Raw genomic sequence first — 23,836 nt, 5'->3', positions numbered from 1 at the left:
TTCTCGCTGTTTCAAGAGTTCAGTTCAGTTGAACCGTGCCGAATCGGCAGGCGCTGTCTTGTTCTTGGCCGGCATGATCTCGTTCCACGACGGCAGGCCGAAGCGATCAGGCCGGCCCTTGGTCGCAGGGTCCACATCGGTTCGGTTCCACCAGCCGCCACCCAATGCCTGGAAGAGCGCAGTGGTATCGCTGTAACGGGAGGCCTGCGCCTTGACGCGGGCCAGCACGGTGTTCTGGTAGGTTTGCTGGGCCGTGAGCAGGTTGATGTAGGCCACGGCGCCGAGCTTGAACTGCGCCTGCACCAGGTCCAGGTTGGCTTGGGCAGAGCGCTCGGCCACCACCTGCTGGTTGAGCGCATCGGCGTCGGCTTCCAGCGCCCGCAGCGCGTTGGCCACATCCTGGAATGCGCCGATCACCGTGCCACGGTAGCGGGCTGCCGACTCGTCATAGGCCGCCACGGCGGCGCGTTTGCGATGCTCCAGTGCGCCGGCATCAAAGATCGGCTGAGTGATCGACCCGGCCAGGCTCCAGACGCCACTGCCCGCCGAAAACAGCTTGGTCCCGCTGGCCACCGTCGAACCCACGGAGCCGGTAATGCTGAACTGGGGCAACTGATTGGCCACGGCCACGCCAATGTTGGCACTGGCCTGATGCAGTTGCGCCTGGGCAGAACGCACATCCGGCCGCTGGCCGACGATCGCCGAAGGCAGGCTGAGGGGCAGTTCTTCCGGCAAGTGCAAGGAGGCCAGGTTGAAGCGCTCGTCCCGGTCCTGATTGGGAAACCGCCCGAGGTAGGCCATCAACTGGTTGCGGGTTTGCGCCAACTGCTTTTGCAGCGGCGGCAAGCTGGCACGGGTTTGCGCCAGTGCGGTCTGCTGCGTGAGCACGTCGGTGTCGCCGATGGCCCCCAGCCGTCGCTGCGCCTGCAGGAGATCGAGCTGGCCGCTCTGGATCCGGATGATCTCCTCGGTGGCGGCGACTTGATCGCGTATCGACGCCAGGCTAATTGCCGTATTGACCACATTGGAGGTCAAGGTGAGGTACGTCGCCTCGAGCTGGAAGCGTTCGTACTCGGCCTGGGCCGAGGTGGATTCGATTTGCCGACGGGTGCCGCCGAATACGTCCGGGGCATAGGACACACTCAGCGACGCTGAACTTACCGTGAGAATCGGCGATTCCGGGATGCCCGAGGTGACGCCCGAGATTTTCTCGCGGGCTTTTTGCACATTGCCGCTGACGGAAGGGAACAGCGACGCCTGGTCGGCATACACCAGCTCATTGGCCTGGCGCAACGCGGCCTGAGCGGCGGTGACATCCGGGTTGGCACGCAAGGCTTCTTCCACCAGGGCATTCAGGGCCGGTGAGCGGAACAGCGTCCACCATTGCCCGGGAATATCCATCCCCGCGATCAGCCGCTGCGCCGCGCCACCGGTGTCGATGTCGGCCTTGGCCGTGGAGATGAGCTTTTCCCGCGAGTAATCGGCGTTCGCCGGCACATCGGGCCGCGCAAAATCCGGCCCGACGGTGCAGCCGGCGAGGGCGATGCACAGCAGACTCAGTGGAGCCAGAAGGTGTGTTTGTCGAAAAAGGGCGTGGAGGTGCGCCACTGGTTGCGGTGCCGATGCAAGCTGCCGAGGCTGCTCTTTCATATTTACTCTGATTAATCAGTTGGTTAACTGCTTTATTTGTTGAGCAATGAGTGCAGGTGCATCGGGCCGGGCCCGCCGAAAAATGGCCCAAGAGCAGCCGAATTCAAATCAGTGTAGGTGGTGCCGTCGGGGACGCAATGTCAGTTTCCTCGGCGCCTTACAAAAAATGCGTTATGCGCATTAATATTGAATTAGGTTATGCGTTATAAGTATTTTACAGGCATGGGTTAGCACTCCATCGTAGACAGCCCTACGAACACTGCCGAGACCGCACGCGCGGATCGACTTGAAATGCCTGAGAGGGCATCTGGAGACGAACGTGCGTTACCTGACAAAACTGGCGGCCGGGATGGCCGCTCTGCTGTGCCTGACCGCGAACGCGCAAACCCTGGTGGTGGGTGACCAAAGCTATAACGCCCAGGCGGTGATGGAAGCGGCGGGGGTGCTGGATGATCTGCCCTATACCCTCGAATGGAAGCAATTCACCGCCGGCTCACCGGTGGCCGAAGCCCTCAACACCAACAGCCTCGACATCGGCTTGCTCGGTGATGCGCCCGTGCTGTTCCTCGGCGCGCTGGGTGCGCCGATCAAGGTGATTGCAGTCAGTCAGCAAAACCTCGAGGGCGTGGCCATCCTGGTGAAAAAGGATTCTTCGATCCACAGCCTTGCCGACCTGAAAGGCAAGCGCGCTGCTATCTGGAAAGGCTCCTGGAGCCAGCAACTGCTGCTGACCGCGCTGGATAAAGCCGGCGTGCCAAAAGACTCCCTGGAGTTGCGCTACCTCAGCGCGCTCGATGCCTCCCATGCCCTGGAAGGCGGTTCAGTTGACGTCATCGCCACGTGGGAACCCTACGTCACCCAACAGGAACGCCAAGGTGCGCGCGTGCTGGCCACCGCTGAAGGGCTGATCCCGGCCCAGAGCTTCATCGCCGCCAGCACCCGGGCCGTCGACGGCAAACGTGCGCAAATCAGCGATTTTCTCCAACGCCTGAAAAAAGCCCGCGACTGGACGCGCCAAAGCCCGGCCAATACCGACGCTTATGCCGACGCCTGGGCCAAACGCACCCGGGCTGATGCGGATATCGCCCGTGCCTGGTTTGCCCGGGCGCGCACGACGGTCGAACCACTGACGGCCCAATCGCCTGTAGAGGCGCAAAAGACCGTGGACTTTTTCGCAAGCCAAGGCCTGGTCAAGTCGTACCCGGCAGCCAGGCTGTTCGACGATTCCTTCGCGGCATCGTTGCAGCCAGCCGTTGCCAGAACCCAGCCCTGAATGCTCCAAGGAACGCCTCAGACATGACTAAAAGACAGCTGAAACTTGGTGCCCTGACCATGGGCTGCGGCGGGCCCGGCCGCCACAATCTATGGCTCGATCCTCAACTGCCCGCCGATGCCAGCGTCAACGTCGACTGGTACATCGACATCGCGCGCCAGGCCGAGGCGGCCTTGTTCGACTTGATGTTTATCGTCGACAGCCAGTTCATCACCCCGGGTTCGCCATCCCACTACCTGAACCGGCTGGAGCCGCTGACACTGTTATCAGCACTGGCCGTAAGCACCCGGCACCTGGGCCTGGTCGGCACGCTGACCACCTCTTACAACTCGCCCTATAACGTTGCGCGGCGCCTGGCCTCACTCGACCTGATCAGCAAAGGCCGCGCCGGCTGGAACGTGGTCACCAGTGGCGACGCCGGTACCGCCGGCAACTACAGCCGCGACGAGCATTATGACTACGACACCCGCTATGGCCGCGCGGCCGAACACGTCCAGGTGGTGCAGGGACTGTGGAACTCCTATGAGGAAGAGGCCTTCGTGCGTGACCGCGCCACCGGCCAATTTCTCGACCCGAGCAAACTCCACAGCCTGAATCACAAGGGCGAGCACTTTTCGGTGGTCGGACCGCTGAATATCCAGCGCTCACCCCAAGGCCAACCGGTGATCTTCCAGGCCGGCGATTCGGAGCAAGGCCGTGACCTCGGCGCCGCCACCGCCGATGTGATCTTCACCCACGCGGCCAGCATCGAGCAGGGCCAGGCGTTCTACCGGGATATCAAGGGCAGGGCGCTGCAACATGGCCGCGATCCGGAGCAATTGCTGGTGATGCCCGGTGCCGAGATTTATGTGGGCGACACTGATGAGCATGCCCGTGAAATCGAGCAGCACTACCACCAGGCCGACCACAGTTTTGAACTGGCGCTGAAGGAGTTCGGGCGCAATTTCGGCTGGCATGATTTCAGCCAGTACGACCTGGACGCTCCGTTTCCGCAGGAAAGCCTGGAGGCTGCACGCAGCAGCTTCTTCACGGCGGCCAAGCGCATTGCTGACCAGGCACGGGACAAAGGCTTTACGTTGCGCCAGGCGGTGGAGTTTGGGCGCCAGTTGCGCCCGGGGGCGTTTGTCGGGTCGGCAGAGACCGTCGCGGGGAAAATGGCTGACTGGTTTGAAGCCCGCGCGGTGGATGGTTTCAACATCTACATCGGCCATCCGCAGCAGTTCAACCGATTCACCCAGGAGGTCATTCCGTTGTTGCAGGCGCGTGGCGTGTATCGCACGGCGTATGAAGGAACGACGTTGCGGGAAAGCCTGGGGTTGCAGATTCCGCGCTTTGCTCGCAACGGCGGCGTTTGACTCAAAAAAGGGCGTTCAGATGAATAAACTGGTTGGCAGCGGATTTTTTTAGACATACTGAGGGTTCAAGCCACTCATTTGTCCCGAGACTTTCCTGATGCCATCCCAACCCGCACAAGGGTCGTTCAATCAGGACGACCGCTATCGACTGCTCGTCGACGCAGTGGTCGACTACGCCATTTACATGCTGGATACGAACGGGTTGATTCGTAGCTGGAACTCGGGGGCGAAGAAGATCAAGCAGTACGAACAGAGTGAAGTACTGGGCAGGCATTTTTCGCTGTTTTACACCCCGGAAGATCTGGCCTCGGACTTGCCCGGCCGAGCGCTCAAAAGCGCCGAACAGTCAGGCCGCTTCGAGGGCGAAGGCTGGCGCATCAGGAAAGATGGCACGCGTCTCTGGGCGCTGGTCATTATCGACCCGATACGCGCCGACGATGGCACGCTGATTGGCTTCGCCAAAGTCACACGGGACCTGACCGAGCGCAAGGCTGCGGAGCAGGCCCTGCGTCAGAGCGAACAGCAATTCAGCCTGCTGGTACAAGGCGTCACCGACTACGCGCTCTATATGCTCGATCCCAACGGCGTGATCACCACCTGGAACGCCGGTGCCCAGCGCATCAAGGGATATGAACCGGCAGAAGTCATCGGCAAGCATTACTCGCTGTTTTTCCAGCGTGAGGATGCAGACAACAAGGTCCCGCAGCGCGCCCTTGAAACGGTTATCCGTGAAGGTCGGTATGAAGGGCAGGGTTGGCGCCTGCGCAAAGACGGCACGGGGTTCCTGGCCCATGTCGTTATCGACCCGATAAAGAATGAGCAGGGCGAGCTCGTGGGTTTCGCGAAAATCACCCGGGACGTTACCGAGAGCGTTCAGGCTCAACAGGAGATCAAGGAAACCCGGGAGGCATTGTTCCAGGCCCAGAAAATGGAGTCTCTGGGGCAGCTCACCGGCGGTATCGCCCATGACTTCAACAACCTCCTCATGGTGATTCTGGGAAGCCTCGAACTCGCCAAGAAGCGTGTCCCTCAGGACTCCAGAACCTACTCATTACTGAATAATGCCATCTCCGGCGCCCAGCGCGGTGCGACGCTGACTCAGCGGATGCTGGCCTTTGCCCGCCGCCAGGAGCTTGATCCGCAACCAGTGGATGTGGGTGACCTGATCAGAAACATGTCAGACCTGCTGTCGCGCATGTTAGGCGCAGGCATCAGCGTCGATACACAGTTCCCACTGATCCTGCGGCCGGTATTGGTCGACATGAGCCAACTGGAAATGGCCGTCATGAACCTGGTGATCAACGCCCGGGACGCCATGGAAGGCCGGGGCAGGATTCTGATTTCGGCGAGGGAGGATTCGTTTCCCGGCAGGCCGGATGACTCGGAAAGGCTGATTTGCATCGCTGTCACCGACACCGGCCCCGGAATGAATGACGCGACCTTGCAACGGGCCATGGAGCCGTTCTTCACCACCAAGGGCGCGGGAAAAGGCACGGGGCTCGGCCTTTCGATGGTCCATGGCCTGGCAGCCCAGTCACAGGGCCACTTTGTGCTGAAGAGCAAGGAAGGAGAGGGCACAACCGCAGAGCTTTGGTTACCGGTGGCGGTGATGGATACCACGCAGTCCGCGGCGGTGGCATCCACTGCAAACACCCCCGATGCCCCCCATCAGCAAAACCTCGAGATTCTGCTGGTAGACGACGACCCGCTGGTGCTGATCAGCACGGGAGCCATGCTTGAAGACCTGGGCCATCATGTTGTGGCGGCGGCAGACGGGCACGCTGCGTTGGCGTTCCTGGCGCAAGGCACGCGCTTTGATTTGGTCATTACGGACATGGCAATGCCGGATATGACGGGCATTGAGTTGGCCGCCAACATCGAGGCGCTGTACCCCGAGCTTCCCATCATTCTTTCGTCTGGATTTGCAGAGATATCCCTGGACCTCAAAACCACATTGACGCGCTTGCCCAAGCCGTTTGATCAATCGGCATTGGCGAAAGTGATCGCCGAAACCCTGCGCACCCGGATCGAAAAACCGTGTTGAGCCAAGCGGCTGACCGTCCACTCTTTGTTTCCATGGACGGGCCCAAGGGCACCGGCAAAACCACGCTGCTGGAAGCCGTTACCAAAGCACTGAGGGCGGACAACAAAAAGGTGATCCGGCTGTGCGAGAGAAAAAGCGATCCCTACCGAAGTGAAACAATGGTCCTGGTTAACCAACTCGCCAGAACGCCCAGCCGCGAGTTGGAGTGGGAGGTGTGTAAGCGCTTCGCCGATAGCCGTGCCTGGATTTCCCGGCACGTGCTGACTCAACAGCCTGCTGGCAGCATTGTCTTGATTGACCGCTGGTACCCGTCGGATGCCGCGTTTCGCCGTGGCGTCCCGCTGGCAGACATCCTGCAATTGAACGTTGATCGAAACGTGCAAGTGCCGGACCTGCATGTCGGGGTGGTCACCGACCCTGATATTTCATGGGCAAGGGCCGCTGCACGCCGGCGCGGGCTGAGCAGCACCGTGATCCACAGGCTGGAAGAACACATCGCCTGTACCCAGGCGTTCGAGCGAGCGGTTGCGGATCACGGCTGGGTGTTGTGCCGTAATGAAGGAACCATTGACGGCGCGACACAGCAGGTCATTTCCGAGATTTATAACGTCCTTGAATCATCCCGGTGTGACTGACCCCGCCTGCTCTTGATAGCCTTTGCGCAGTTTCTCCGCGATCAGCTTTTGCGCTTCGCGCACTGCGCGCTCGGGGCTGTCGAGGGACTTGATCAAGGTCTGACCCTTGGTGCCGATGCGACCGAAGTTCACCACCACGTCCGCCTCCGTGACGCCGATACGCCAGAACTTGTTGGAGTTGCCTTCACCAAAGGTGAACTCACGCATCGGGGTCTGTGCTTGCGGGGTAGACGGAGCCTCGACCTCAACGGTTTTCGGCTCCACTGGCTGTTCAGGTTCTGGCAGCGCGGGCGCCTCTTCACCCCGTAGCAGCGCTTCAATCTGATTCAGCACCTCTTCCGGGGCCCGCAGCCAGTCATGGCTGAGCACGTCGATAATCTTCCAGCCGAAGCTGCGCAGCACGGTCGGGCGGAAGATATAACGCTCACGCACGTCAGTCGCGGCCGCCGTATCGCCGTCCAGCAGCACGCCCAGGCTGAAGTGTTCACCGCTGGCGTCACTGATCGCCAGGTCGCATCGGAACTGCGAACGCCCGACGTATTCCTGCACCGTATGCCCGCGTTTACGCAACGCGGCGGCGAGGGCGCTGCGCAGGCTGTCCTTGGGCAGGCTGACGGCAAAGGATTGCTTGGCGCCTGGATTGAGGTTGGCAAGGATGCCCTGGGATCGCGGTGCGTCGCCGTTGGCGCTGGCCTGGGCGAACTGCAGGAACCCGCGCAGTGCCGCGGCACCGTCGTTGTGGGTGTTGGTGATGGCATCCGCTTCGATGCTGGAGACGATCGCCATGCGCTTGCGCGCACGGCTGAAGATCACGTTCAGGCGTTTTTCCCCGCCGCGCTGGTTGATCGGGCCGAAGTTCATCAGCATCTTGCCGTTCGGTCCTGGCGCGTAGCAGATGCTCAGGATGATCACGTCGCGTTCATCCCCCTGGACGTTCTCCAGGTTCTTGACGAACAGCCCATTGAACTGCCCGGCGTCTTCACGCACATACTCTTGCTCAAGGCGCGTGGCAAAGGCCGAGTCACTGGCGGCCAGGTCCTCCAGGGCCTGCTCGATGGCGCCTTGCTGGGCTTCGGAGAAGGCCACGATGCCCAGGCTCAGGCCGGTCTCGCGTTGTAGCAGTTCACGCACCAGGTTGGCGATGTAGCGTGCTTCGGCCAGGTTGCTGCGACTCAGGTAGACGCCATCACTCATCTGCAGAAAGCTGATCGGGCTGTCGAGCAGCGTATCGGCGCCCTGAATCACCGCCTGGGCATCCATGGAGTCCAGCGCCGCCTGGGCCGGGGCCGGGCGCTCGATACGCCGGTCGGGAATGGTGATCAACCGGCCTTCATAGAACGCCGCGTTGGAGAAGCTGATCAACGCTTCATGGCGGCTGCGGTAGTGCCAGGCCAACAGGGTTGCCGGCAAATTACGCGCGGCCTGGCTCAGCAGGCTGTCGGCGTCGAGGTTGATTGCGATCTGCTCGCCGTCCTCCATGGCAATCAGTTCGTTATCGTCCTGTTCGCCGGCGCTGGAGAAGAAGTTGGTTGGCGGCAATTGCATCTCGTCACCCACCACGATCACCTGCTGCGCACGACTCAAGGCCGGCACGGCTTCTTCGCTGGGGATCTGGCTGGCTTCGTCGAAAATCACCACGTCGAACAGGTCCGGGGTCAGCGGCAGCGTGTCGGACACCGACAGCGGGCTCATCAGCCAGATAGGCTTGAGGTCGTTGATCACGCGGCCACTGTCACCACTCGCCATTTCACGGATGGAGCGATAACGCATGGTCTTGCCCAGCTCGTGTTCCAGTTCACGGCGGCCCTTGGCATAGGCTTTCTTGAACTCACGGGCCTGGGCGTCCAGCTGAGTCACCGACATCGCCGATTGCTTCACGTGTTCCAGGAAACGCTGGTGCAGCGTGGCGCTGAGCACATGGGCGTTGTGTTTGAGCAGGCTGCTTTCAGCCTGGCTGACCTGCCGCGCGGCCAGGCTCAAGGCCGGGCCATCGAAGCGTGCCAGTTGCGGGTTGGCACGATACAGGCGGGTCAGGTTTTCCTGGGCAATCAACCCATCCAGCGCCTTTTGCGCCAAGGCGTGCTGTTGCACGGCCAACAGGCAAACGGGGTCGGCCTGGTGCAGCTCATTGAGCAGGGGCAGGGTGTCGGGCAGTTCCTCGAGTTCTTCACGCAGGTCGCGCAGGTATTCGGCCAACTCGCCCAGGCTCGGCGCCGGTTCAAACACGCAGTGCTGCGCAACCAGCTCGGCCAGGCGTGCAACCGGCTGGCGCAGGCTGGCTTCCTGGCGTACGCCCGGCAGGGCGTTCGGGTTACCGCGCATGCCTTCGACCCACTGGCGCAATAACGGTGATGTGCTCAGTTGCTGGAGCAGGGCTTGCAGGTTTTGCACGAACTGGTCGATGTCCTGGATGCCGTAGTGACTTTGCAGGCGCTGTTGCTCGGCCTGCAACTCGGCGGTGGCGCGGTGTTCGCTGGCCAGGTTATCGAGCACGCTGCGGTAGCTGGGGCGCACCGCGTGCTGGCTGAAGTCGTAGCGCCGTTGCAACTCGCCGCGCAGCCGCCACCAGGCCGGTTGCAGCCAACGCAGCAACGAGCCTTCAAGGCGCTGCACCAGATCCAGTGCGGCCTGGGTGTCCTGGGGCGCGAGTTTGTCGCGCCAATGGCGGGTGGTTTCAGCGGCGTTGTGTTGTTGCACGGTCAGCGTTTGCAAAGCGGCTTGTTCGGCCTGCAACGCCTGGGAACCGGGTGAGCCCGGTTCCAACAGGTCGAGGTGCGATGCCAGGTTGGCGCCGGTCAGTTGTTCGGCTGCCTGGGTCAGCACCCGCGCATCCGCCAGGCGGGTGTCACTGGACAGCAGGCTGGAGGATGACTCCAGAAACGGCTCGACGCTGTCCATCAGCCCACCGGCTTCATCCAGGAACGCCTTGAGCTGGCCATAGGCATGTTCGTGGGTAATGAGGCTTGAGGCCAGATGGCTGAAAGGGTGACGCGCAAAACTGTCGAGGCCGAAGCGCTCATTGATCGCCTGATACAGGCGGCCAGTCAGTTCGCTTTGCGCCTGCCAGTGACGCCATTCGGGCAAGCGTTCCAGGACTTCGGGCGGCAGCTTGGCAGCCACGGCCGGCAGGTCGATCAGATCCCGCACCAGCTCGCGCACGGAGCAGGCCAGCGTTTCCGGTACCTCGGTCATGGCCTGTTCAAAGCGCTCGATCAGACCCAGCTGCTGGCCCAGGGTGGCCAGTGTGGCGCTGCGTCGGGCTTGCAACTGCGACGACTGGGCATCGCCGGCTATCCAGCGCTCATAGCATTCGCGCAGGTTGCCTACGAAGGCCTTCTTGTCGGTCTGGGAGTCGTGAATCAGGCAGCACAACTCACCCAGCTCACTCTGTTGCAGGCGATGGAACACCACATCCAGTGCCGCGCGTTTTTCGCATACGAACAGCACCCGCAGGCCGCGCCCGGCATAGTCCGCGATCAGGTTGGTGATGGTCTGGGACTTGCCGGTACCCGGCGGCCCCTGAATGATGAAATTGCGCCCGGTGCGGGCCAGGCTGACGGCGGCATTCTGCGTCGCATCGCCGGCCACCACGTTCCATTGTTCCGGCAGCGGGATCGGGTCCGGGGCCTGGACTTCCACCTCCCGCGGCTCAATGGAGAACATCCGGTCAAACGCTTCGTTCTGCGCCGGCTCGTCGATCAACTGCGCGTAATCGCGCACCAGCGACATTTTGCGATAGTTGAAGTTGGCCAGGGTGACCTGGGTCAGGTCGATGTCCCAGGCGTAGCGATGCCCCTGATTCTCGGGCAAAGCGTAGGTGCTGTTTTCAGTGCTGCGGGCGACCATTTGTGGATGATGGTCGCGCAGCGAAGGTTTGCCACCGACCGCCATGCGCAGCGGCAATACGCTGGGCAGGACTTTTTGCTGGAACAGTTGCAGGCCCAACGGGCGGTAGTCTTCGCGGTCGTAGCTGAAATCCGGCTTTACCAACGGCATGGCCGAGCGCTGACGGGCGCGGCGCCGCTGGAAGTGCTGCAGGTGCTGCACCGCCTTCTGGTGGATCAGTTCGATTTGCGGTTTGCTTTGCAGGCGTAACTCCACGCCGGGCTCGGTGAGTTTGATCTGGCGGGCAATATCCGCGTGGATTTCTTCAAGCGAGGTTTTTTGCAGGTCGACGGTTTCCGGCAACTGGATATCGTAGAGCTGGCGCAACTGATGACGCAGTACCGGGTTGAATTCGGCCTCGGTCTCATCGCACTGCAACATGAACTGGTCGCGCACACCTTTTTTGCGGCTCAGCTCCACGGGCAGCCACAGCAGCGGGGTGACGATGCGTTCTTCCGGCGTGTCCTTGAGGTTGTGCCAGCGCATGAACGCGACTACCAGACGCAGGTTGCTGAAGCCGAATTCGGCACGGTCGCGGCGGGTTTCCTGAATGATGCGCTCCAGGGACGCCTGCAGCCAGGTCTGGTCTTCAAACCGCAGCCACTGCTGCAGGCCAACCGGCTTGCCGCTCAACACCTGCTCGGAGAAACCACCGAAGGTAGGCTGCCAGGTGCACAGCGATTCAGGTCGGATGCTTTCGATCCGCATCACCAGCGGCACGCTGGCCACGGTCAGGTTGACGTTGGCCTGGGTCGGCCGGAAGTGCAGCAGGCGATTGCGCCGCGACAGGTCAAACAACCGGTTGCGCAGGTGCTCCAGCACCACCGTGCGCCGCGACGCCGGGCCTTCGGCCTGGGCCAGCACACGCTCCACATCCAGGCTGGCCGGCTGCTCGCGCCAGGACTCCAGGCGCCGGGCCAGGGAACTGACATCGGTGGCGCGCTCATGCCGGTTGAGTTCGGTCATCTCGACAATCAGGTTGGCCAGCACCGGGTTGAGCCGGCTGTTGAGCTGGAACAGGTTGCGCCGGTGCCGGGCAAACGTCTTTACGTCATTGATATCGGCAAAATCCAGCCCGCAGGCCAGGCACGCGAGCAACTGCCCGAGCTGGAAAATATCGGTGATTTCGTCGTGATGCCCGAGACGATGCTCCCAGCTGTGCAAGTCCGTGAGGAACACCGGGCGGTCGATGGCCTGGTGCGGGTCTTCCTGCACATGCAGGTCGGTAATGGCCACGCCACTTTCGGAATCCCGGGTCAGGCGCACGGTGCCGACGATATTCAGCGCCGACTCCGGATTGGGCTGCACCTGCTTGATCGCCTCCAGCGCCAGGCGCGGCGGCACGCCCTCGATGTTGCGCAGTTGCAGGGTGCGCTCTGGCCCCAGCATCACGTTGAGGTAGCTGAGCTGGGCAACACGCCCTTGCTCATGCAGTTGCGCCACCTGACGCAGCAGCGGCAACGCCAGGAACACCACATCGTCGATGGGCACGGCAGCGCCATCGTGGCTTTGCAGCAATTGAGTGAAGGTGACGGGTTGGGTTATTGGGTCCATGTGTCGACCTCCGCTTTGAGCGCGCGAACGATCGGGTCGAGCTCACGTTTGGGTAATTTGATATCGCGCTTGAGCACGTTGATAAAGTCGTCGGCGCTGCCGAGCTTCTTCGCGGTGCGCGCGGCATGCAGCAACGCGTCTTCGCGCAGGTCGCGGTCCACCAGGCTCAGGTCGAGCATGATGAAGTGCAGGTATTCGTGGATGCTCGCGTCGATACGTTCGGCATTCAACGTGCCAAGGTCCAGGGGCGTTTCAGTGTCCTTCCAGTCGGGAAAGAACCCCCGCACCTGATTGAGCACAGCGTCTGACTGCAACACCGACGCACTGATAAAGCTGGCGATAAAACTGCGGGTGAGGGCGGTCAGCTCCACCTGGTCGGTCACATCCAGGCGACTGAGCGACAACGGCCCACGCAACCGGCGGTGCAGCCAGGCGTCCGTCTCTGGAAGCTGCTGCCACCAGCTGTCTACAGCCTGGGAACGCAGGAACGCCTCCGGGTGCGATACGCCCTGGGACAGCTGCGCATCCTTGCCATCCAGTTCACGGGCCTGCTGCAAATAGCTGGCCGCATCGACACTGACAATCCCGGTGTGAATCTTCACCAGCGAGGTAATGGACGCTTCTGGCCCACGGGCCACCAGCGCGGCACCGCGGTCGGCGTAGATTTCTGTGTGCAGGCTATATAACCGCGCGGTCTGTTCCAGGCTGGGTGGCGTGTACACGTCAGCCATCGCATGATTGAGGATCCGGTCGGCGGTGAGAAAGTCACCGTCGTGCTCCGACCACAGACGGTAATGGGCCAGCTCATGCCCCAGCAACGCCAGCAACTCCTGGGCGTCGAGCCGTTCAAGGATCGGCCCGTAGAACACCACATGCACTTCGCCAGCCAGGTAATACAGGCTCGCATTCATCGCGCCATCGCCGGCCTGGTAAAGCGTGGCAGGGGCCTGGATCTGCAAGCACTGCAACGCCGCCTCGCAAGCCTGATAGGCCTGCGGATGAGTCTCGGGGCTGAGGCGGTAAGTGTCTCGCAGCAATTGCGCGCGTACATCCTGGGCATGCTCCTGCTGAACCCCGAGGGACGAGGCCCAACTCCACACCGCAGGTTCACTGGCTTTCAGGTAATCGACTACCTGCTGGTGGTAAGGCAGTGGCGTCAGGCTGCTGATGTCCAGCGCGGAGGTACTCATCGTTCAAACGTCCTTGAGGATACGGCTCCATAAGCTGCGCCTGGGCTGGCATCCCGGTATCAGTGGTCGGCAATAAACGCGGAGCATACCTAGGGGAGGGGGAAATTACTTGTGAAAACTACACATCCCGCGTGCGCCGGGAGTGTTCAGGCCATTCCGCCAGACACCTTTGTGCACCCGTGCAAAAAAAGATTGAATAATCACATCTATTGTTATTTAAATAACACCACAAGAGCGTCACGGCCTCCCTGGCCGTGCTCGCAACAAGATGGGATGACCCTGTGCATGACAATTGAAGAGCGTTTGATGGAACAGGCAAAGCGGGCCGCCGAGAGCACGTACTCGCCTTACTCCCATTTCCCGGTCGGCGCGGCGTTGCTGACCGCCGACGGCGAGGTGGTACAGGGTTGCAACGTGGAGAACATCTCTTACGGGCTGACCAACTGTGCCGAGCGCAGTGCCTTGTTCAGCGCCATCAGCCAGGGCCATGCGCCGGGCAGTTTCAAGGCGATGGCGGTTTATGCACCTAACGTTTCACTGATAAGCCCTTGCGGTGCCTGCCGCCAGGTGATGCTGGAGTTGATGGCCAAGGATGCGGTGGTGATTTGCCAGGGCAGTGACCCTGCCGCCACGCGCACCTGGACCCTGGCGCAATTGCTGCCGGGCGCCTTCGACGCTTTCTAATCCTGGGCAGGCCTTCGGGCCTGCGTCCGCTTGGTCCATTGTTGAGACGCCTGCATGATCAGTCTTGTCGGAATAGCGACCCTTATTCTCATTGCCATTGCTTTATCCCATCAGCGCCGCTCTATCAACTGGCGCACCGTCTCGGTAGCGTTTTTGATCCAGGTGTTGATCGGTGCTTTTGCGCTGTACGTGCCTTGGGGCCAGACGGTGCTGGCTTCGCTATCGGGGGCGGTGGCCTCGCTGCAGCTCTACGCGAACAAAGGCATCGAGTTTCTGTTTGGCGGCCTGAGTTCGCCGCACATGTTTGAAGTGTTCGGCAGCGGTGGGTTTGTATTCGCGATCCGGGTATTGCCGATGATCGTGTTCTTCGGCAGCTTTATCTCGGTGCTGTATTACATCGGCGTGATGGGCTGGATCATCCGGTTGGTGGGCGGTGCGCTGCGCCTGTTGCTGGGCACCAGCCGCATCGAGTCGATGGTGGTGACGTCGGCGATTTTCATTGGTCAGTCGGAAGTGCCGCTGGTGGTACGGCCCTTCATTGCCAAGCTGACGCGCTCTGAGTTATTCGCGGTGATGGTCGGCGGTTTCGCGGCCGTGGCCGGCTCGGTACTGTTGGGTTACGCCGGGCTGGGGGTGGAGCTCAAGTACCTGATCGCGGCGTGTTTCATGTCAGCGCCCGGTGCGCTGTTGATGGCGAAGCTGATGGAGCCGGAAACCGAATCAGCCCGCACCGAACAGGTGATCGAGGAACTGGGGCAGGCAGAGAATCGCCCCACCAATATCATCGATGCCGCCGCCGAAGGGGCCCAGGTTGGCTTGCGCCTGGCACTGTCAGTCGGCGCCATGCTGCTGGCGTTTATCGCGCTGATCGCCCTGTTCAACGGGCTACTGGGCTGGGCCGGCAATTGGTTTGGCTACCCGCAGTTGACCCTGCAACTGGTGCTCGGGCATGTGCTGGCGCCCATCGCTTTTCTGCTCGGGGTGCCGTGGCACGAGGCGGTCATGGCCGGCGGTTTTATCGGTGAAAAACTGGTCCTCAACGAGTTCGTCGCCTATGCCGACCTGGCCAACTACCTGACCCCGGCCAAAGCCGCCGAGGCCGGTGTGCCGCTGTTGTCGGTCCACACCCAAGTGATCGTCACGTTCGCCCTGTGCGGCTTTGCCAATCTGTCCTCGATTGCCATTCAGCTGGGCGGCCTGACGGGTATCGCCCCGCAACGCCGCCAAGAACTGGCGCGGCTGGGCTTGCGGGCCATGATCGGCGGCACGCTTTCCAATCTGATGAGCGCGGCGATTGTCGGCTTTTTCATCTCACTGTAAGGAGCACAGTATGTGGTTGCCACAAGAAGTGATTCGCCGTAAACGCGACGGGCACGCCCTGGCCGCGATGGACATTCAACGGTTTGTCACCGGGATTGCCGACGGCAGTCTCAGCGATGGGCAGGTGGCGGCATTTGCCATGGCGGTGTTCATCAAGGGCATGGACGTGACCGAGCGTATTGCCTTGACCGAGGCGATGCGTGACTCCGGCCAAGTATTGAGTTGGGATCTGCCGGGGCCGGTCGTGGACAAGCATTCCACCGGAGGCGTCGGCGACATGATCAGCTTGCTGCTGGCGCCCTTGCTGGCGGCCTGCGGCTGTTACGTGCCGATGATTTCCGGGCGTGGCCTGGGGCACACCGGCGGCACCCTGGACAAGCTTGAGAGCATCCCAGGTTACGACTGCCAACCCAGCCCTGAACGGTTGCGCACGGTGGTAGCCGAGGTCGGTTGCGCCATCATCGGCCAGACGGCCAACCTTGCCCCTGCGGACAAGCGCTTGTACGTGATCCGCGATGTGACCGGGTCGGTCGAGTCGATTGATCTGATCACCGCATCGATCCTCGGCAAGAAACTCGCCGCCGGCCTCGACGTATTGATCATGGATGTGAAGACCGGCAACGGTGCATTTATGGCCGAGCCCGAACAGGCGCGCGAGCTGGCCGCCAGCATCGTAGCCGTGGCCAACGGTGCCGGGGTCAACACCCGCGCCCTGATCACCGACATGAACCAACCCCTGGCCCGCAGTGCCGGCAATGCCCTGGAGGTTGCCGAAGCGGTAGCACTGCTCAAGGGCGAGGTGCGCAGTGAACGCCTGTGGGCGGTGACCTTGGCCCTGGCTACCGAGGTACTGACGATGGCCGGCCTGGCGAGGGATGAGGCTCAGGCCCGTGATCAATTGCTTCAGGCCTGGCAGAGCGGGGCAGCCTTGCAGCGCTTCGAGCAAATGGTCAGTGCCCTGGGTGGCCCGCAGGGCTTTGCCCACAACCCCGATGCGCATTTACCCAAGGCCGCCGTGTCGGTACCGGTATGGGCCGAGGAGGCGGGCTTCGTCAGCGAGATCGACACCCGGGCGGTGGGCTTGGCGGTGGTGGCATTGGGCGGCGGGCGCAGTCATCCAGACGACGTGCTGGACCTGTCGGTCGGCTTCAGCGAGTTGGCCTTTGTCGGTGAACAGGTGAGCGCGCAAAGGCCCTTGGGCTGGGTACACGCGCGCAATACAGAGCAGGCCGAACAGGGGGCATCCGCCTTGCGCGCAGCCTATCGATTAGGCGGTGAACGTCTGGCCGAACGCAATTTGATCCAGGAAAGACTATGAGCAAGGCCATCGTGTTGGTGCTGGATTCGTTGGGCATCGGTGCCAGTGCCGACGCCGCCCTTTTTGGCGACTCGGGCGCCGACACCTTGCGCCACATCGCCGAGGCGTGCGCCCGTGGCGAAGCTGATGGGCCGCTACGCCGAGGGCCGTTGTCCCTGCCGAACCTGGGACGCTTGGGATTGGGGGCTGCAGCGGCGGCCAGTGGCAACGGACCGTTGCCGGGCAACTGGGGCGACGCTGCACCGAGCGGTGCCTTCGGCCACGCACGGGAGCAATCGTCTGGCAAAGACACACCGTCCGGGCATTGGGAAATGATGGGCGTGCCGGTGTTGTTCGACTGGGGTTATTTCGAAAAGCCGGTCAACTCCTTCCCGCCACAGTTGCTGGCCGACCTGATTGAACGGGCAGGCTTGCCGGGCATCCTGGGCAACTGCCATGCCTCGGGTACCACGGTGCTGGACGAGTTGGGTGAGGCACACATCCGCAGCAAGCAGCCGATTTGCTACACCTCCGCCGACAGCGTGATGCAGATCGCCGCCCATGAAAGCCATTTCGGGCTTGAGGCGTTGTACCGGGTGTGTGAAATCGCGCGCACCCTGTGCGATGAATACACCGTTGGCAGGGTCATTGCCCGACCGTTCACCGGAGAACACGCGGGTGAGTTTCGCCGCACCGGCAATCGCCGCGACTACACCGTGCCACCGCCATCGGCGACATTGCTTGATCATCTCTGCGACGCGGGCGGCACCGTTCATGCGGTGGGCAAGATCGGCGACATTTTCGCGCACCGAGGCATCAGTCGCTTGTACAAGGCCGACGGCAACGACGCGCTGTTCGATGCCACGCTCAAGGCTTACAGGGAAGCGCCAGACAACAGCCTGGTGTTTTCCAACTTCGTCGACTTCGACATGCTCTACGGCCACCGCCGGGACCTGGCCGGGTATGCGACCGCGCTGGAAGCGTTCGACCGCAGGTTGCCGGAGTTATTGGCGTTGATGGACCCGCAGACTTTGCTGGTCATCAGCGCCGACCACGGTTGTGATCCTTCTCGCCCGGGCAGCGATCACACCCGCGAGCATGTGCCTGTATTGGCTTATGGTGCGGGCGTGGCGGCGGGGTGGTTGGGGGAGCGTGAAAGCTTTGCTGATATTGGCCAGACGGTGGCGGCGCATTTGGGGTTGGGGTCGTTGGAGTGGGGGAGCTCGTTTCTGCTGGACCAGGCTATCGATCGATAGCAGCCCATGCTGTTGGTTTAGCAACGCGGTGACAGCTGGACAATCGCGAAGCTTTTTTGAGGACTGGCTATTGCCCCGCCTGGGCGGCCTGATGCCGACCTAACGCCCCCGGGGTAACAATTGGGGGTTATCGCCAGCGGACAGTCCCCAACCTAGACTCGTAGCACGTTCTTCACTCGACTATTGAGAGTTAAAACATGCGCTTACGAGACCTTGGCATCGCAATCGGTACAGGCACACCCGGGGTGTTCAACGGCATCACGGATGTGCCCGGTGTACGGGTGGGGCATCACACGCTCAATGCTGAAAGCCGCGATGGCTCGATACACACCGGTGTGACCATTATCGAGCCGCGGCCGATTGCAGCCCATTTGGCTCCGTGTTTTGCCGGCGTTCACGTACTGAACGGCAACGGTGACGCCACCGGCCTTGAATGGATTCGCGAAGCGGGTTTGCTGACCACGCCGATTGCCTACACCAACACTCACAGCGTCGGCGTGGTTCGCGATGCGCTGGTGGCTGCTGAGCGCGACATGGGTAAGCAACACACGTACTGGTGCATGCCGGTGGTGCTGGAAACCTACGACGGCATCCTCAGCGATATCTGGGACCAACACGTCAGCGCCGAACATGTCCAGGCCGCCCTGGCCGATGCCCGTACCGGGCCGGTGCAGGAAGGTTGTGTCGGCGGCGGCACCGGGATGATCTGCCATGAGTTCAAAGGTGGCATTGGCAGCTCATCGCGGGTCCTGAGCAGCGAGGAGGGGGGTTGGACCGTCGGTGCATTGGTGCAGGCCAACTATGGTGCGCGCGGTGCATTGCGTGTCGCGGGTTACCCCGTGGGCAGCGTATTGAAAGACATACCTTCGCCCTACGATGGCCCGGTGAATGTCGGCGTGCCCGGCATGGGTTCCATCGTGATCACGATCGCTACCGATGCACCATTGCTGCCTCATCAGTGCACGCGCCTGGCCCAGCGAGCGAGCATCGGATTGGCAAGGGTCGGCGGCGGCACGGAAGACGACAGCGGGGATATCTTCATCGCGTTTTCGGTAGGCAACAGCGGCCTGCCGGTTGCCAATCTGGGGCATCCGGGCCCCGCGACGACGCCATTGAAAATGGTCAACAACGACTACATGACGGCCTTGTTCGTGGCCGCAGCGGATGCTGTGGAGGAGGCGATCCTCAACGCGATGTTGGCCGCCGACGACGTGCAAGGTCGCGGCAGAAAAGCCCTGGCACTCAAGCCTGACCAGTTGTTGGCGGCGATGGCGAAAGTCGGTTGGGCACCTCAGCCTTGAAGGCCTAGTCCTGAGCCTGGAGAAACAACAGGAATAGCTCGGACTGGGACTTGATCCCCAGCTTGTTGTACAGGTGCCGGCGGTGCACCTTCACGGTTTCGGCCGAGATCGCCAGCTTGCGCGCGATCTCTTTGTTCGAGCAGCCACTGAGCATCAATTGGGCAACCTCTGCTTCGCGGACCGACAGCGCGGAGCTGATTTGCGGCGTGGGTGACTGCAGACGCTCCTGCCAGTCCGCTGCCGGTTCCGGTGTGCTCCTGAGTTCCTGTTCAAACACACAACGCTGGCGCATCAACCCGGCCACCCACGGCTGGATCAGCCTCAATAAGGCGATTTGCTCCTGGCTGAAGCGGCAGTGGCTACCCAGTGACAGGCTCAGGGTCCGCTCAAGGTCCAGTTGCACGTTTATATGAATCTCGTCAGCCACCACGTTCAGGCGAAAGTAGCGTTGGTAATAATCGGTCTGCTCGAAACATTCCGGGGCGACATCATCCAGTGGGAACAGCCCGCTTTTCGGCGATTCCCGATTGGCCAGGTAAAAGGGATCGAGCAGGTAGAGCCCTTTGAGGTAGTCCTGGAACAGCGAATCGCTGCTGCCATCTTCATCCTGGGATTCAGCGAGAACCTGAGGCCTGCCGTTGCTGAAGATCAGCACCACCCAGGTGTCCATCCGCACATATCTGCCGAGCAAACGCGCCATTGATCGCCAGAAGTGCGGGCGGTCCAGGGTCTCGATCAACCGGCCGACCGAGTCATGCCAAGCCACGTCCTGCAACGTCAGATTCATCTCACTACCCATTCGGGGGTACCCCATCGAAGTGATTTTTTGCCAGGTGGGTACAGCCCATACTCGTTTCAGGCCTGCGTACACACGGTGTCAGCACGGCCTCAACTATACGCAAGGATCAGCCATGAACATTGAACTCATGCAGTTAGCCGGTCGCGATGGCGATACCGCCTATAACCTGAGGCGTACCTTGGAAGCCATCGCCCACTGCGACGCGGACACCGACCTGTTGGTGTTTCCTGAAACCCATTTGATGGGCTTCGTCGCCGGTGTTCAGCTGGCAACGGTTGCAGAAACCCTCGAAGGCCCGACGCTGCAAGCCGTGCAACAGGCAGTACGCGAACGGGGTGTTTCGGTGGTCATCGGCCTGGTCGAGAATGATGCGGGTGTCTTCTACAACACTTCCGTATTGATCACGCCTGATGGGCTTTCATTGGCTTACCGCAAGACGCACCTGTGGCCCTCGGAGCGGGGCGACATCACGCCCGGTGACCGCTTCGGCACGGTGCTTTTCAACGGTGTGCGTATCGGCATTCTGATTTGCTACGACATCGAACTGCCGGAAACCGCACGCGCACTCGCCCAACTGGGCGCCGAGCTGATCATTATCACCAACGGCAACATGGACCCTTACGGCCCGGTGCATCGCACCGCGATCATGGCCCGAGCCCAGGAAAACCAAGTGTTCAGCGTGATGGTCAATCGCGTGGGGCAGGGCGATGACGGCCTGGTGTTTACTGGCGGCAGCGCTGTGGTCGATCCGTTCGGCCGTGTGCTATTCGAGGCCGGGCGCGAGGAAACACGGCAAATGATCAGCCTTGACCTGACCCAAGTCCAAGCCGCCCGCACGGATTATCACTACCTCAACGACCGCCGCCTGACGCTCCCCGGTGACACCATGGAACACGCCGACGGGCGCCGTGAATGGCTGATTCGCTGATCTCGTTTTACCCCCCTCATAACAATAATCGGGAGTTCTCATGATCGTCATTCGATGCATGCAATGGAGTCTGGCTGCGGTCTTCAGCAGCATGGTGCTTTGCGCTCAAGCCGCAGAACCGAAAGTCAATATCTACAACTGGTACGACTTTATTGCCCCGGACACGCTGAAGAACTTCCAGGCGCAGACCGGCACCCAGGCCGCGTATGACGTGTTCGATAACAGCGAGGTCATGCAGAGCAAGCTCATGGCCGGGCGCAGTGGTTATGACGTGGTGGTGGCCACCGGCGACCTGCTGCCGAACCTGATCAAGGCCGGTGTGCTCAAGGAACTGGATCGCGCGCAACTGAGCAATCTGTCTCACCTGGATCCGGATATTCTGGCGAAGGTGCAAACCAACGACCCGGGTAATCGCTACGCCGTGCCTTACCTGTGGGGCACCACGGGAATTGGCTATGACGTCGATAAAGTCCGGGCGATCCTGGGCAGCGACGCACCGGTCAACTCCTGGGATTTGATTTTCAAGGAAGAAAACCTCGCCAAACTGGGCGAGTGCGGCGTGGCCATGCTGGATGCGCCAGGCGAGATCATCCCCATCGCCTTGCATTACCTGGGCTTGCCCTATAACAGCCAGAATCCTGATGACTATTTAAAAGCCCAGGCGTTGCTGCTGAAGCTGCGCCCGCATATTCGCTACTTCGATTCCTCACGGTTTATCACGGACTTGGCCAACGGCAATATCTGCGCCGTAGTGGGATGGGCCGGCGGCGTAATGGACGCCAGGAAAGCTGCCGACGCCGCCGGCAATGGCAGGAACATTCAGTACAGCATCCCCAAGGAAGGCGCGCCGGTCTGGGTCGAAAGCCTGGTGCTGCTCAGCGATGCGCCGAACCCTCAGCAAGGGCTTGCATTCATCGACTATATGCTGCGCCCGGAAGTGATTGCGCAGTCCTCCAATTATCTCAGTTACGCCAACGCCAACAAGGATGCCCGGAGCCTGGTTGATGAAAAGGTCAGGGACAATCCCGGTGTCTATCCTTCGAAAGCGGTGCTGGATACGCTGTTTCCTTTGGAGCCGTTGCCACTGAAGATGGAGCGGGTGCGTACGCGGATCTGGAGTAAAGTCAAAAGTGGTACTTGAGGCGACGGCAAGGTGAAGTGAAGTGGGTACGCAGGGACACGGCGGTTGAAGAAAAACCTGGGAGCATCTGGCCCAGGTTTTGTACGCGGCGTACTTGTGACTATGACACATCATTTAACATAATATACATTATGCGTAATCATATGATTCATTATCAGGGGCAGTGCCAACCAGATTTCAGCCAGCGCACCACGCTCCTCATCGGCCAAACCCACCCCATCTCGATTTGGCCGATGACCCTGAATCACACCTGAGCGAAACCACCATCCACAAACATCTCGCTGCCTGTCATGAAGCTGCTTTCATCCGACGCAAGGAACAATGCCGCATTCGCCACTTCATCTGGCAAACCCATACGACCCAACGGCACACGTGTCACCATCGAATCGACAATCGCATCCTTCTGGCCGGTTCCCGAAAGCGCTCGGTCCAAACCAGGCGTTGTCGTTGGCCCAGGTGAAAGCACGTTGACCCGAATACCCGTGCCTTGCAGATCCAACGCCCAGCTTCTGGCAAAGTTTCGCAGTGCACCTTTCGAGGCGCTGTACACGCTGAACGCTGCGGTGCCCATCGAAGCGGTCGTCGAACCTGTCAGCACAATCGAACCGCCGGCGCTCATCAATGGCAACGCGTTTTGAACCGTGAATAGCGTGCCTTTCACGTTCACGCCAAACGTGCGATCAAATGATTCCTCGGTGATCGATCCGATGGGTTCCAGATCTCCCAGGCCAGCATTGGCAAACAACACATCAATGTGGCCTTTGTTGGTTTTGATCTGCGCGAATACCCGCTCCAGATCCTGCAGATTTGAAATGTCGCCCTGGATTGCAACGGCGTCATGCCCGATCAGGACCAACGCTTTGTCCAGTTCCTCCTGGCGACGTCCGACGATAACGACCTGTGCACCTTCGGCCGCAAAACGTATGGCGCTGGCCAAGCCAATCCCGCTGTTGCCACCGGTGACGACTGCGATTTTTCCATTGAGCCTGTTCATGAGTGTTTCCCAGAAATATTGAGGCTCAAGCGTAGATCCGCGCTATTGTTTTGAATAGTATGCACCTTTTGGTAAGTACCCAGCCTGAGGGCACACACATGTCGAATAGCACCTTTAATTGCGGGCTCGACGCCGCCCTGGCGGTGATTGGCGGGAAATGGAAACCTTTGGTCCTGTTCCACCTGGCCCATGAAGTTCACCGTTATGGCGAACTGCGGCGTGCAGTTGGCGGCGTGACGGATAAGGTGCTGATCCAGCAGTTGAAGGAGCTGGAACGCGATGAAATCATCAATCGCATCGACTTCAAGGAAATCCCGCCGAAGGTCGAATACTCCCTGACCCCATTCGGGCGCTCCCTGGCCAAGGCCTTGGGGCCTCTTTGCCAATGGGGCACCGAGCATATGCTGGCGGTTGAACGCATCAGCGAACGCCGAACACGCGCCCTCGCCCAGCCTTAAGCTCACGAAATACTTAACTCGACTAAATGGATATTTAGTTGAGTTAAATCAATAGGTTACGCGATTATGTCC

Annotated in this window: 17 protein-coding genes; 12 read left to right on the top strand and 5 right to left on the bottom strand. The window is 61.0% G+C overall.

Annotated elements, in window-relative coordinates; translation table 11 throughout:
• Positions 1 to 24: 24 nt before the first annotated feature.
• Positions 25 to 1,650 (bottom strand): efflux transporter outer membrane subunit, encoded by a 1,626-nt coding sequence (locus ACUN0G_RS29080; RefSeq protein WP_445575041.1) that lies wholly within the window; start codon positions 1,648 to 1,650, stop codon positions 25 to 27.
• A gap of 319 nt (positions 1,651 to 1,969) precedes the next feature.
• Here ACUN0G_RS29080 and ACUN0G_RS29075 point away from each other — a divergent pair, with 319 nt between their 5' ends.
• From ACUN0G_RS29075 to ACUN0G_RS29060, 4 genes are all read left to right on the top strand, one after another.
• On the top strand, positions 1,970 to 2,923 hold the full coding sequence (locus ACUN0G_RS29075) for an ABC transporter substrate-binding protein (RefSeq protein ID WP_258346099.1): 954 nt from the start codon (positions 1,970 to 1,972) through the stop codon (positions 2,921 to 2,923).
• A 23-nt stretch (positions 2,924 to 2,946) separates the two neighbouring features.
• Complete coding sequence (locus tag ACUN0G_RS29070; RefSeq protein ID WP_258346100.1) at positions 2,947 to 4,278, top strand: LLM class flavin-dependent oxidoreductase; 1,332 nt, start codon at positions 2,947 to 2,949, stop codon at positions 4,276 to 4,278.
• A gap of 97 nt (positions 4,279 to 4,375) precedes the next feature.
• Entirely contained in the window at positions 4,376 to 6,322 is a 1,947-nt protein-coding gene (locus ACUN0G_RS29065) for a PAS domain S-box protein (RefSeq protein WP_445575040.1), read from the top strand.
• 32 nt (positions 6,323 to 6,354) lie between these two features.
• Positions 6,355 to 6,957 carry a dTMP kinase gene (locus ACUN0G_RS29060; RefSeq protein WP_421524433.1) on the top strand — a complete coding sequence of 201 codons (603 nt, stop codon included), beginning with the start codon at positions 6,355 to 6,357 and terminating at the stop codon, positions 6,955 to 6,957.
• Here ACUN0G_RS29060 and ACUN0G_RS29055 read toward each other — a convergent pair.
• Both ACUN0G_RS29055 and ACUN0G_RS29050 read right to left on the bottom strand, forming a co-directional pair.
• The gene (locus tag ACUN0G_RS29055) at positions 6,940 to 12,396 is read right to left on the bottom strand and encodes a WGR domain-containing protein (protein ID WP_445575039.1); all 5,457 of its coding nucleotides are present in this window, start codon (positions 12,394 to 12,396) and stop codon (positions 6,940 to 6,942) included. The genes ACUN0G_RS29060 and ACUN0G_RS29055 overlap by 18 nt on opposite strands.
• The gene (locus ACUN0G_RS29050; RefSeq protein ID WP_445575038.1) at positions 12,384 to 13,586 is read right to left on the bottom strand and encodes a M48 family metalloprotease; all 1,203 of its coding nucleotides are present in this window, start codon (positions 13,584 to 13,586) and stop codon (positions 12,384 to 12,386) included. The genes ACUN0G_RS29055 and ACUN0G_RS29050 overlap by 13 nt, the downstream gene beginning before the upstream one ends.
• A gap of 273 nt (positions 13,587 to 13,859) precedes the next feature.
• Here ACUN0G_RS29050 and ACUN0G_RS29045 point away from each other — a divergent pair, with 273 nt between their 5' ends.
• From ACUN0G_RS29045 to ACUN0G_RS29025, 5 genes are all read left to right on the top strand, one after another.
• Positions 13,860 to 14,270, top strand: a complete 411-nt coding sequence (locus tag ACUN0G_RS29045) for a cytidine deaminase (RefSeq protein WP_017480293.1) — start codon at positions 13,860 to 13,862, stop codon at positions 14,268 to 14,270.
• A 54-nt stretch (positions 14,271 to 14,324) separates the two neighbouring features.
• Positions 14,325 to 15,590 (top strand): NupC/NupG family nucleoside CNT transporter, encoded by a 1,266-nt coding sequence (locus ACUN0G_RS29040; protein ID WP_017480294.1) that lies wholly within the window; start codon positions 14,325 to 14,327, stop codon positions 15,588 to 15,590.
• Between the two features lie 10 nt (positions 15,591 to 15,600).
• Positions 15,601 to 16,908, top strand: coding sequence for a thymidine phosphorylase (gene deoA, locus ACUN0G_RS29035; RefSeq protein WP_445575037.1), 1,308 nt, complete (start codon positions 15,601 to 15,603; stop codon positions 16,906 to 16,908).
• Positions 16,905 to 18,143, top strand: a complete 1,239-nt coding sequence (locus ACUN0G_RS29030; protein WP_445575036.1) for a phosphopentomutase — start codon at positions 16,905 to 16,907, stop codon at positions 18,141 to 18,143. The genes deoA and ACUN0G_RS29030 overlap by 4 nt, the downstream gene beginning before the upstream one ends.
• A 197-nt stretch (positions 18,144 to 18,340) precedes the next feature.
• Positions 18,341 to 19,444, top strand: a complete 1,104-nt coding sequence (locus tag ACUN0G_RS29025) for a DmpA family aminopeptidase (protein ID WP_445575035.1) — start codon at positions 18,341 to 18,343, stop codon at positions 19,442 to 19,444.
• A gap of 4 nt (positions 19,445 to 19,448) precedes the next feature.
• On the opposite strand, the gene ACUN0G_RS29020 is transcribed toward ACUN0G_RS29025, so the two are convergent.
• On the bottom strand, positions 19,449 to 20,231 hold the full coding sequence (locus ACUN0G_RS29020; protein ID WP_445575034.1) for a response regulator transcription factor: 783 nt from the start codon (positions 20,229 to 20,231) through the stop codon (positions 19,449 to 19,451).
• 124 nt (positions 20,232 to 20,355) lie between these two features.
• Between ACUN0G_RS29020 and ACUN0G_RS29015 the strand changes: the two genes are divergently transcribed.
• Complete coding sequence (locus ACUN0G_RS29015) at positions 20,356 to 21,171, top strand: carbon-nitrogen hydrolase family protein (RefSeq protein ID WP_445575033.1); 816 nt, start codon at positions 20,356 to 20,358, stop codon at positions 21,169 to 21,171.
• Positions 21,172 to 21,211: 40 nt separating this feature from the next.
• Positions 21,212 to 22,312 (top strand): polyamine ABC transporter substrate-binding protein, encoded by a 1,101-nt coding sequence (locus tag ACUN0G_RS29010; protein ID WP_445575032.1) that lies wholly within the window; start codon positions 21,212 to 21,214, stop codon positions 22,310 to 22,312.
• 244 nt (positions 22,313 to 22,556) lie between these two features.
• Here the strand turns inward: ACUN0G_RS29010 and ACUN0G_RS29005 are convergent, their stop codons facing one another.
• Entirely contained in the window at positions 22,557 to 23,306 is a 750-nt protein-coding gene (locus ACUN0G_RS29005) for an SDR family NAD(P)-dependent oxidoreductase (RefSeq protein ID WP_445575031.1), read from the bottom strand.
• Between the two features lie 98 nt (positions 23,307 to 23,404).
• Here ACUN0G_RS29005 and ACUN0G_RS29000 point away from each other — a divergent pair, with 98 nt between their 5' ends.
• The gene (locus ACUN0G_RS29000) at positions 23,405 to 23,764 is read left to right on the top strand and encodes a winged helix-turn-helix transcriptional regulator (protein ID WP_445575030.1); all 360 of its coding nucleotides are present in this window, start codon (positions 23,405 to 23,407) and stop codon (positions 23,762 to 23,764) included.
• Positions 23,765 to 23,836: the final 72 nt, after the last annotated feature.

The sequence above is a fragment of the Pseudomonas sp. 32A genome (assembly GCF_052682255.1).
The sequence above is the reverse complement of the archived record's forward strand: the minus strand, read 5'-3'. Positions and strand labels throughout refer to the sequence as shown.

Coding starts and splice junctions, on each gene's coding strand:
- ACUN0G_RS29080 (WP_445575041.1), bottom strand. CDS start 1,650: ATGAAAGAGCAGCCTCGGCAGCTTGCATCGGCACCGCAACCAGTGGCG.
- ACUN0G_RS29070 (WP_258346100.1), top strand. CDS start 2,947: ATGACTAAAAGACAGCTGAAACTTGGTGCCCTGACCATGGGCTGCGGC.
- ACUN0G_RS29065 (WP_445575040.1), top strand. CDS start 4,376: ATGCCATCCCAACCCGCACAAGGGTCGTTCAATCAGGACGACCGCTAT.
- ACUN0G_RS29060 (WP_421524433.1), top strand. CDS start 6,355: ATGGACGGGCCCAAGGGCACCGGCAAAACCACGCTGCTGGAAGCCGTT.
- ACUN0G_RS29055 (WP_445575039.1), bottom strand. CDS start 12,396: ATGGACCCAATAACCCAACCCGTCACCTTCACTCAATTGCTGCAAAGC.
- ACUN0G_RS29050 (WP_445575038.1), bottom strand. CDS start 13,586: ATGAGTACCTCCGCGCTGGACATCAGCAGCCTGACGCCACTGCCTTAC.
- ACUN0G_RS29045 (WP_017480293.1), top strand. CDS start 13,860: ATGACCCTGTGCATGACAATTGAAGAGCGTTTGATGGAACAGGCAAAG.
- ACUN0G_RS29040 (WP_017480294.1), top strand. CDS start 14,325: ATGATCAGTCTTGTCGGAATAGCGACCCTTATTCTCATTGCCATTGCT.
- deoA (WP_445575037.1), top strand. CDS start 15,601: ATGTGGTTGCCACAAGAAGTGATTCGCCGTAAACGCGACGGGCACGCC.
- ACUN0G_RS29030 (WP_445575036.1), top strand. CDS start 16,905: ATGAGCAAGGCCATCGTGTTGGTGCTGGATTCGTTGGGCATCGGTGCC.
- ACUN0G_RS29025 (WP_445575035.1), top strand. CDS start 18,341: ATGCGCTTACGAGACCTTGGCATCGCAATCGGTACAGGCACACCCGGG.
- ACUN0G_RS29020 (WP_445575034.1), bottom strand. CDS start 20,231: ATGAATCTGACGTTGCAGGACGTGGCTTGGCATGACTCGGTCGGCCGG.
- ACUN0G_RS29015 (WP_445575033.1), top strand. CDS start 20,356: ATGAACATTGAACTCATGCAGTTAGCCGGTCGCGATGGCGATACCGCC.
- ACUN0G_RS29010 (WP_445575032.1), top strand. CDS start 21,212: ATGATCGTCATTCGATGCATGCAATGGAGTCTGGCTGCGGTCTTCAGC.
- ACUN0G_RS29005 (WP_445575031.1), bottom strand. CDS start 23,306: ATGAACAGGCTCAATGGAAAAATCGCAGTCGTCACCGGTGGCAACAGC.
- ACUN0G_RS29000 (WP_445575030.1), top strand. CDS start 23,405: ATGTCGAATAGCACCTTTAATTGCGGGCTCGACGCCGCCCTGGCGGTG.